General features: G+C 64.3%; 8 protein-coding genes and 1 pseudogene. 4 read left to right on the top strand and 5 right to left on the bottom strand.

What is annotated here, in order from left to right:
• Positions 1-666 (top strand): annotated as a pseudogene (locus EN750_RS08845) (lipopolysaccharide biosynthesis protein); the annotation flags it as partial.
• Here EN750_RS08845 and EN750_RS08840 read toward each other — a convergent pair.
• From EN750_RS08840 to EN750_RS08830, 3 genes are read right to left on the bottom strand one after another with little or no spacing between them, the layout of a single operon-like run.
• A complete protein-coding gene (locus EN750_RS08840) occupies positions 663-1,586 on the bottom strand; it encodes a DUF6492 family protein (RefSeq protein WP_127328765.1) in 924 nt (307 codons plus the stop codon). The pseudogene EN750_RS08845 and the gene EN750_RS08840 sit on opposite strands and share 4 nt — an antisense overlap.
• A complete protein-coding gene (locus EN750_RS08835; RefSeq protein ID WP_127328764.1) occupies positions 1,583-2,377 on the bottom strand; it encodes a WecB/TagA/CpsF family glycosyltransferase in 795 nt (264 codons plus the stop codon). Before EN750_RS08835 ends, EN750_RS08840 begins: the two co-directional genes overlap by 4 nt.
• Positions 2,374-3,546, bottom strand: a complete 1,173-nt coding sequence (locus EN750_RS08830; protein WP_127396182.1) for a glycosyltransferase family 4 protein — start codon at positions 3,544-3,546, stop codon at positions 2,374-2,376. The genes EN750_RS08835 and EN750_RS08830 overlap by 4 nt, the downstream gene beginning before the upstream one ends.
• Positions 3,547-3,718: 172 nt before the next feature.
• Here EN750_RS08830 and EN750_RS08825 point away from each other — a divergent pair, with 172 nt between their 5' ends.
• From EN750_RS08825 to proC, 3 genes are read left to right on the top strand one after another with little or no spacing between them, the layout of a single operon-like run.
• Positions 3,719-4,717: a glycosyltransferase gene (locus EN750_RS08825; protein ID WP_127396181.1), complete on the top strand. Its 999-nt coding sequence runs from the start codon at positions 3,719-3,721 to the stop codon at positions 4,715-4,717.
• Positions 4,686-6,020, top strand: coding sequence for an O-antigen ligase (locus EN750_RS08820; RefSeq protein WP_127396180.1), 1,335 nt, complete (start codon positions 4,686-4,688; stop codon positions 6,018-6,020). The genes EN750_RS08825 and EN750_RS08820 overlap by 32 nt, the downstream gene beginning before the upstream one ends.
• A gap of 60 nt (positions 6,021-6,080) precedes the next feature.
• Complete coding sequence (proC, locus tag EN750_RS08815; protein ID WP_127396179.1) at positions 6,081-6,896, top strand: pyrroline-5-carboxylate reductase; 816 nt, start codon at positions 6,081-6,083, stop codon at positions 6,894-6,896.
• A 371-nt stretch (positions 6,897-7,267) separates the two neighbouring features.
• Here proC and EN750_RS08810 read toward each other — a convergent pair whose 3' ends face one another.
• Positions 7,268-7,522: a type II toxin-antitoxin system VapB family antitoxin gene (locus tag EN750_RS08810; protein WP_127321718.1), complete on the bottom strand. Its 255-nt coding sequence runs from the start codon at positions 7,520-7,522 to the stop codon at positions 7,268-7,270.
• A 68-nt stretch (positions 7,523-7,590) separates the two neighbouring features.
• The coding region (locus EN750_RS08805) for an NAD(P)H-dependent oxidoreductase (RefSeq protein WP_127396178.1) at positions 7,591-8,751 on the bottom strand (1,161 nt) is incomplete at its 5' end.

The raw sequence follows: 8,751 nt of genomic DNA, 5'->3' as shown, positions 1-8,751 counted from the left end.
GGCTTCTTCTACCCCCGCCAGCGGTTGCGGCTGCGCATCGAGCTCTATCTCAGGCGATTGGCCGATTCTGTCTACGTGGCCGGCGCCGAAGTGCTGTTCTACCTGCAGATGGAGTTCGACAAGCTGCTGGTGCTGGCGATCGGCGGCCCGCATCTGGCTGGCATCTACGCCATCATTATGCGGCTGGTAGACCTGACCGCCATTCCGATCCGCACCTTCTCGATGATGCTGGTGCAGCGCATGATGCGCGCACCGGAACTGTTGTCACGGCTGGCGGTCAAGAGCGGCATCGAAGGCGGTGTGTTCGCGGTCTCCACGGCAGCGCTGCTGACGCTTGGCATCGTGCTGCATTTCTTCCCCAATGCGCTCGGCAAGAATGTCGCCGAGGCCGCGCCGCTGGTGGTGCTGGCGATCTGCGTGCCTGGCTTGCGCAATCTGGTCGAATATCAGGCCGAGCTTTTGTTCGCGCGCGGCCAGACGCTGGTGCGGGCGCTCAATCTCGGTCTGCTCGCCGCACTGAAGGCGCTGCTTTTGACCTATGTGCTGACGACCATCCTCGACACGCCGAACCTGGTGCTGTCGCTCAATGTCGTCTTCCTGCTTTTGTATCTCGCCTCGACGCTGCTCACCTATTCGGCGATGCGTAAACCGGCAAAGCCCATCTAATCCAGCCCGATCAAACGGCGGATGCGGCCGATATCGGTGCCGATGAAGGATTGCATGCCGATCGCCACCTGCTCCGGCGCCATGGCGGCAACGAAGCGGCGGAACTCGTCGTCCGACAGCGCCTCGCCGGTCCAGTGCACCCGGCAGAACTCCTCCGAACCGTGGAAGTGGCCGGCACCCTGTAGCAAATCGTCGACATAGCGGCCGTAGATCATGCATTCGGAGAATTTGCGCGCCGAGCCGACGACCTCGACCCAGTTGCGACCATGGACCTTCTCGATCTCGCCGCACATGGCCAGCACGGTGTCGCGCCGCCAGGCGATCAGCGTCGAGATGTAGTCGTGGACCGATGTCCGGGACGGATCGATGCCGAGTGCCGACCCCGCGTTGCGCGACCAGATGCGATGCTCCTCATGACCTTCGTCCGCCAGCACGCCGTCGCGGCGGAACAGCCGCGCCTTGCCGTCGCGCCAGAAGGCGGCGCAGTCGAAAGGTTTGAGGAAGGCAACATCGGAATCGCAGAAGATCAGCACATCTTGAGATGCATGCGCCGAGATGGCGATGCGACGCAATTGCTGCACGTGCCAGCCACGCAGCGGCTGGGTCTTCAGGCTGAGCCAGACGCGCCGGCGAAACAGGCTGAGCGGATCGTCAAATGCGTGCAGCCAGCGCGGCAGCAATTCACGCTCGTCGACGACCGTGCGGCGGCCGGTTTCCAATTGGCGAAACAGCCTGACGTCGCGATGTTCGACCAAGATGTAATGGTGCGCCGCGCCCGAAACGTGGCGATCAAGTGTCTCGCACAGCAGGCGGCAGCGCTCGAAGTCGGGCGCGTAGCTTGCCGTCACGATGGCCGCCGTCGGTGTCTGCCGCAGCGGGCCTGGCTCGACAGCGGTGCCTGGCACGAACCTGCTGTTCACTTGACATCCTCCGCGGCTTCGGGCGCAAGCGAGAATTTCTGCCTGACGACGCGCAGCAGGAACAGTGGGTTGCCGACCACATAACGGCGCCACAGGCGGCTCGGTTCGACAGCCAACCGGAACAGCCATTCGAGCCGCAGCCGGCGCATCCACAAGGGCGCGCGGGGCACCGCGCCGCTCAGGAAATCAAGCAACGCGCCGACGGCGATCGGCAGCGTGCAGTGGCGCGCATCGATGTGGCGTTCGATCCACAATTCCTGGCGCGGCACGCCCATGGCGACGAGCAGCACGTCGGGCCGAAGCGCGGCGATCCGGTCGACGATTTCCTGCTCCTGCGAAGCAGGGAAATAGCCGTCATGGATCACCACGAATTTGTGCTGCACCGCCAAGGCGGCCAGCTTGACCGAAGCCGCTTCGGCATTGACACGCGTCGCGCCGAGCAGCCCAACGGTCAGCGGCGTCGTCGAGGCCTGCAGGAAGGCCGGGACGAAATCGGTGCCGTTGAGATTGTCGGGAAACGGCGCCCCGTAGAGGAGCCTCGCCGCCAGATCGATACCGATGCCGTCGGGCAGGATGAGGAAATCATCGAGTGCCCCGGCGAACACCGGGTCGGTATAGGCGATGTTGGCGTTGTGGGCGTTGAGGAAACTGACCTTGGTGAAGCGCCGCTCGGCAATCAACCGGTTCAGCAGGGCGATGGCATCGTTCCAGCGGACCGCAACCACCGGGATGCCAAGGATCGTCTTCAGCTTGTCGAGCCCGAACGCGGCGCGGGCGGAATGCATGTTCATGCAAACGCCTCCTGCCTGGCAGGCTCAAGCTTTTCGAGGCCGAGCCGGATGGCAGCGTCGAGCGCCTTGACCTGCGAGCCCCGGAACGCGCTGCCGTCGACGTCGCGGATGTCGGCCGCCGCAGCCTCGAGAGCCATGGCGAAGGCGACGGGATCGTCGGTGACGACGCAGTTGGCCGGACGGTGGTCGATGCCGCGCAGCGAACGGCTGGTGGCGACCGAAGGCAGGCCGAGTTCGAAGGTTTCGATGGTCTTCAACTGGACGCCGCTGCCCGCGGTGCTGATCAACGGGATGACGGCTGCACTGCGCACGAAAGCCTGCGCGTCGGGCACGCGGCAGACAAATTCAACACCGGGATGCTTGGACGCGACGCCCGAAGGCATGTGGCCGGCGATGCGGATGCGGAAATCGGGCCGCAGATGCGGCACGACCTTGCCCAGGAACCAGTCGAGGCCGATGCGGTTCGGCTGCCAGGTCCAGGTGCCGATCAGGGCGGCGTCGCAGTCGATGCGGCGCGGGCCTTTCAGGGTTGGCGCCAGGGCACCGGTCACCAGCGGCAGCACCGCCGAGCGGTTGTCGGAGGCGACACCTAGTGCGGCGCGGTCTTCCTCGGCCAGGGTGAAGACGAAGCGCGCCCGGCGGCAGAGACGCTCTTCGACGGCCTTGAGCAGCCTTGCCTCGCGGCGAAACAGCAGGCGCTGGAAGAGGCTGCCGGCGGCAGCGGCGTTCTCCCGCGCCGAAAGATGCTCGACATTGTGGGCAACGAAGATCGAAGGCCGCTCGGTGAACAGCTTTTCGAAGGCGCCGGCGAACTGCACGGAATTCAGCACGTAGCCGTCAACCGGTCCAGCTTGCTCGATGGCAGCGAGAACATCGCTGTCGGACACGACGCGCAGCTTGACCGATGCGAAGGTGAGGCCCGAAAGCAGCGCCTTGCCGACCCAGGCCAGCTTCTGCCGCGCGGAGGCATTGTCCGTGCGCACGTCGATCGCACCCAGCACCACGGTGTTTTCGGGGTCGGCCGCGGGTTTCCCGGGCCAGGTGAAACCAATGACGGTTACGCGCACGCCAGCGCGCCGCAGGGCGGTGATGATCGCAGCGTTTGCGATCTCGTAGCCCGAGGCGAGAGCACCGTCGGGCACGATCGATGTGGCGAACAGCAGATGCATCTCACCTATCCAGTGGTGTAGCCGGTAGCAAAGCGCGGTGAACCCTTGATTAAGCGAGCACATTCGACGGCCGAAAGCCTCTGCTTGCAGGCGTTCTCCGTGCAAGGTGATTAACGAAACCTTATCAACCGTGGTGCTACCAGAGCCCAACTCACCATGTGGCTGGACACGGATGATCCCTTTGCCATCGGACGGTTCGGTATCGGTCGCGGGACGCACGCCGCGGCTTGACGTCGAGGCCGTTGAAGCCGTCGTCACCTTGCCGACCTTCAAGCGTCCCGAGCAGGTGCTGGAAACGCTGGCGTCGCTGCGCGCGCAGCAAACCGGCAGGCGCTTTGCCGTGATCGTCATGGAGAACGAAGCCGAGGCGCGGGCCGGCGCCAAGGCAGCGCTGCCGCTGTTCGAGCGCGGCGAGATGTCGGGCCTGGTGATCATCGCGCATGAGCGCGGCAATTGCAGCGCCTACAATGCCGGCTGGCAGACGGCCATCCTGCAATTCCCGAACTTCAGGCATCTGCTGGTCATCGACGATGACGAGATCGCCGATCCGCAGTGGCTGGAACGGATGTGCCGGGCTGCCGAAACGCTGGGCGCCGATATTGTCGGCGGCCCGCAGGTGCCCGTGTTTGCCGACCCCGCCCATGCGCGATGGGCCGAGCATCCGGTGTTCGCGCCGCCCTACCGGGAGACAAAGCGGGTGCCGGCGCTCTATTCGTCCGGCAATCTTCTGGTCGGGCGCAACGTGCTGATCGCCATGGGTCCACCCTTTCTCGATCTCAGATTCAACTTCATGGGCGGCGGCGATTCCGACTTTCTCAGCCGGTCGGCCCAAAAGGGCTTTGTTCTGGGCTGGTGCGCCGAGGCCAAGGTGCTGGAAACCGTTCCGGCGCGGCGTATCGAAGCCGACTGGATCCGTGCCCGCAGCCTGCGCAACGGCGTGATCTCGACACTGGTCGAAAAGAAGAAGCGCGCCGGCACGCCAATGGCCGGCGCCAAAGTGTTGCTGAAGAGCCTGGCACTGCTTGCCGCCTCGCCGTTTCGCGGCCTGATCCGGCTGGCGCGGACCGGATCGCCTGATATCGCCATCTACCCTGTCCATGTGGCGCTGGGCCGCGTGCTGGCCGAATTCGGATATGCCAATGAGCAATACCGCCAGCCTGAGAAAAACTGAGCGCGCGCCGCTCAGCGCCGCGTTCACGCGCGAAGGCGTGGCGACCGCCATTGCCGCGCTGCTGTTCACCGTCATCATGGTGTCCTTCCGGCCGTTCCAGCCGGGCGGCGCAGAACTCACCGGTCAAGGCGGCGACATCGTCAACCAGCTTGGCTTCGGTTCGCTCGGCGCCATGTCGATCTTCTCGCTGATGGCCTTTGCCGATCCGCGTGTGGTGCGCTCGCTGCTCAGCCCGTCCTGGATGCTGATGCTGGGCTTCTTTTTCCTCTCGGTGATCCTGTCGACCGATCCGCCTTCGGCCATGCGCGCCGCCTCCTTCACCCTGATCGGCATCCTGACAATGGCGACGATCCTGGTTCTGCCGCGCGACGCCGAAGCCTTCTCGAAGGTGATCATCTTCACCGCCGTCGTGGTCATGGGCCTTTCCTATCTCGGCCTCATCGTTTTTCCGCACGAGGCGATGCACACCGCCGACTCGCAGGAGCCTGAGCATGCCGGCCTGTGGCGCGGCGTGTTCACCCACAAGAACATCGCCGGGCCGATCATGGCCTGCCTCAGCTTCGCAGGCCTCTATCTCTACCGGCGCGGACAGCGCTATTGGGGCGCCGGGATCTTCTTGGCAGCGATGATCTTCATGCTGCACACCGGCTCCAAGACGACAGCCGGCCTGGTGCCGTTCTCGATCCTGATCGTCATGTTCCCGAGCCTGATCGGCATGCGGCTCGGCACGCCGATCCTGTTTGCGCTGGCGATCGTCGCGACAGCGGTCGGCACGCTGGGCATCGTATTCCTGCCGCCGATAAAACATCTCGCGGCGATCTATTTCCCGGACATGACCTATACGGGCCGCACGACGCTGTGGGAGTTCGCCGGCAGCATGCTCGCGAAGAAGCCATGGACCGGTTACGGCTATGAGAGCTTCTGGGGCACGCCCTTGCTGCTCAACCAGGACCAGCCCTTCGACCGGCCGTGGGACATCCGGACCATCGTGCACGGCCATGACGGCTACCTCGACATCGCCGTGCTGATGGGCATTCCGGCACTCTGCGTGGCGGTCTACACTTTCCTCATCGCGCCGCTGCGCGACTACATGCGCATTCCGTTGCGCAGGGAAAACATTTTTCTCGGTGACTTCTTCATGATGGTGGTGCTGTTCACGGCGCTGAACGCTTTTCTCGAAAGCTTCTTCTTCCATCGCGGCGACCCGGTCTGGCTGTTCTTCGTGCTCGGCGTGCTTGGCCTCCGGCAAGTCTCGCTGCGGCCGATGGCAGTGCGCGATCCCGATCGCGGCTCGCGATCCTGACAGGGCTTCCCCAGGGAAGCGCCAGCGTCTATGTGAAGGCCTTCCTTCGGAGGGCTTTTGATGACGATCAGGCTTGTTCTCGCCGGCTGCGGCAATATGGGTTACGCCATGCTCTCAGGCTGGCTGAAATCCGGTAAGCTTGCGCCATCGGCGGTTTTTGTGGTCGAGCCCAATGCCGATCTGCGCAATCGCGCGACCACGCTGGGCTGCGCGACATCAGCCGATGCCGGCAGCATCCCGGCCGATGCCGTGCCCGATCTCGTCGTCATCGCGGTGAAGCCGCAGGTGATCCGCGATGTCACCTCCGCCTACAAGCGTTTCGGCGATGGCCGCACCACCTTCGTCAGCATCGCCGCCGGCACGCCGGCCAGCACCTTCGAGGAAATCCTCGGCAACCGCGCGCCGATCGTGCGCTGCATGCCCAACACACCCGCGGCAATCGGCAAGGGCATGATGGTGGTGTTCTCCAACAAGCTCGTGTCGGATGACACCAAGCGTTTCGTCGCCGATCTTTTGTCGGCGAGCGGCGAAGTGGCCACCATCGACGATGAGGGCCTGATGGATGCGGTGACCGCCGTCTCCGGATCTGGGCCGGCCTACATCTTCCATTTCATCGAAGCGCTGACCGTGGCCGCCGAGAAGGCCGGGCTGCCAACGGCGACCGCCAAGCTGCTCGCCATGCAGACCGTCTATGGCGCCGCCTCGCTCGCCGCCGAAAGCGGCGAGGAACCGGGCGTGCTGCGCCAGCAGGTCACCAGCCCCAACGGCACGACGGCCGCGGCGCTGGCCGTGCTGATGGGCGAGCACCGGCTGACCAATCTGCTGACGCAGGCGGTGGAGGCAGCGCGGCTCAGGTCTGTCGAACTGGGGAAGTAATCGTCAATTCCTCCGCTGCCGAAGTTTTGATGGGTCGGACGTGCTTGCGTTGATGGCTTGGCGGAAATGCACATCGCTTCGTCATCCTGGGGCGAAGCAAGGAGCGCAGCGACGCGGCGCAGACCCCAGGATCCATGCCGCGACTTCAAAGCGCTGCTGCGGTGCAGAATTCTGCTCCGCTGCATTCCTCGACCAAGATCACGGCATGGATCCTCGGGTCTCCGCGACGTCGCTTCGCTCCTGCTCCGCCCGTGGATGACGAAGTTGGGAAGGCTCCGGTCAATCCCGAATGTCTACGATCATCCATCGAAACGAACGACGAAATCCGAGCTGCCAGCAGGCCTTCCAACGTGACAACCCCTGTGCACCTGTCAGGCGTCATTCTGGCCGCCACCCCACATGGCATCGATCTCATTCTTGCTCACGACCCGGCCAGCCTTGCCCGCTTTGGACCTCAAATCATCGGCGATTGCAGCCAGCCGTTCCGCCAGAGGCATACGGGCGTTTTCCCGCTTCAGTTCACTTTCAAGCGCTTCGATAACCGCTCTGGTCATGGAAACCTTGCGCTTGGCGGCAAGCTGGCGAGCCAGTTCGCGGGCAAGCGGATTCCTGATTCGAAGGTTCATGTGGACCGACCTTGGCGACATTTGCCCCACAATCTATCATTTGTCGTAGCAGCGCCAGCGTGGTCCTTTCAGGCCCCGTACAGCATCTCATCCTGCAGCCGGCGCAAGGCGAACAGCCTTGTCGTCTGGTCGGGTGCCGCATTGTCTGACGTCAGCAACTCGCCTTTCCTGACCGGCTTCAGCACCTTGCCGCCCTCGAGCAGGCCGACCGGCACGGCGCGCTGGGCGCGGGCTTCGCCGACGGTCATCGTCCAGGAGCGGTAACAGGTCTCGCCGATCGCATCGAAGGTCTCGCCGGCGGCGAGATCCCGCTTGGCGACCGCACAGACTTCGGCAACAGGTCGCGGCAGCGGCACCATGTCGGGCTTGCCGAAAAGCATGATGCGGGCGGCGGTCAGCGGCACTTCCAGCGAGGTCAGATGGTAGGGTCGGAACAGGCTGTAGTAAGGGCCGTGGCCGATATGCAGATCGTCCATGCGCTCGATGATGCGCGGATGCGTCGCCTCGACGATGACGAAGACGCCGGGCGCGACGCCTTTGCCAATCGTGTAGTCGACGACGCCTTTCTTCAACAGCAGACCGCCGTCCTCGCGCGGGATCAGCACCTTGGCGAGGTCGTCGCGATCGGCCTTGGGGCCGTGCATGCCGGGCACATCGGGCACCAGCCCGGTGGCGTTGGCGATGGCGCACATCTCGACCATGGTCTTGGAACCGTCGACGAACTCGACGAGCATGCGCGGGTTCATGTTGCGGCGGATGGCTTCGGCGCGATAATCGTCCGGGACGGCATTGTGGTTGAGCGGGTTGTTCTTGCCCTTACCGGCCGAGACGATGGTCAGCCCGAGCGCCGACGCGAATTCGATCAGTTCCATGCAGCTCGACGGTTCGTCGCCCGCACCGACCGAATAGACGACGCCAAGCCGGTCGGCCTGCTGTTTCAGATAGCAGCCGATGGTGACGTCGGCCTCGACGTTCATCATCACCAGATGCTTGCCGTGCTCCATCGCCATGAGGTCGAAATCGGCGGCGACACCCGGCTTGCCGGTGGCGTCGATGACGACGTCGATCAACGGATTGGTGACCAGCATCTCGTTCGAAGTGATGGCGATCTTGCCGCTCTCGATGGCTCCGGTGACTTTCGACGCGGTGTCGGCTTCGACGGCCATGGCTTCGTCGCCATAGGCGATACGGATGGCATCGCGCGCGGTGTGCGGGCGGCGCGTCGAGAC

It is taken from the genome of Mesorhizobium sp. M7A.F.Ca.ET.027.03.2.1, assembly GCF_003999175.1.
Lineage (GTDB): Bacteria > Pseudomonadota > Alphaproteobacteria > Rhizobiales > Rhizobiaceae > Mesorhizobium.
This window is presented reverse-complemented; position numbering and strand designations above follow the sequence as displayed.

Coding starts and splice junctions, on each gene's coding strand:
- EN750_RS08835 (WP_127328764.1), bottom strand. CDS start 2,377: ATGAACATGCATTCCGCCCGCGCCGCGTTCGGGCTCGACAAGCTGAAG.
- EN750_RS08830 (WP_127396182.1), bottom strand. CDS start 3,546: ATGCATCTGCTGTTCGCCACATCGATCGTGCCCGACGGTGCTCTCGCC.
- EN750_RS08825 (WP_127396181.1), top strand. CDS start 3,719: ATGATCCCTTTGCCATCGGACGGTTCGGTATCGGTCGCGGGACGCACG.
- EN750_RS08820 (WP_127396180.1), top strand. CDS start 4,686: ATGAGCAATACCGCCAGCCTGAGAAAAACTGAGCGCGCGCCGCTCAGC.
- proC (WP_127396179.1), top strand. CDS start 6,081: ATGACGATCAGGCTTGTTCTCGCCGGCTGCGGCAATATGGGTTACGCC.
- EN750_RS08810 (WP_127321718.1), bottom strand. CDS start 7,522: ATGAACCTTCGAATCAGGAATCCGCTTGCCCGCGAACTGGCTCGCCAG.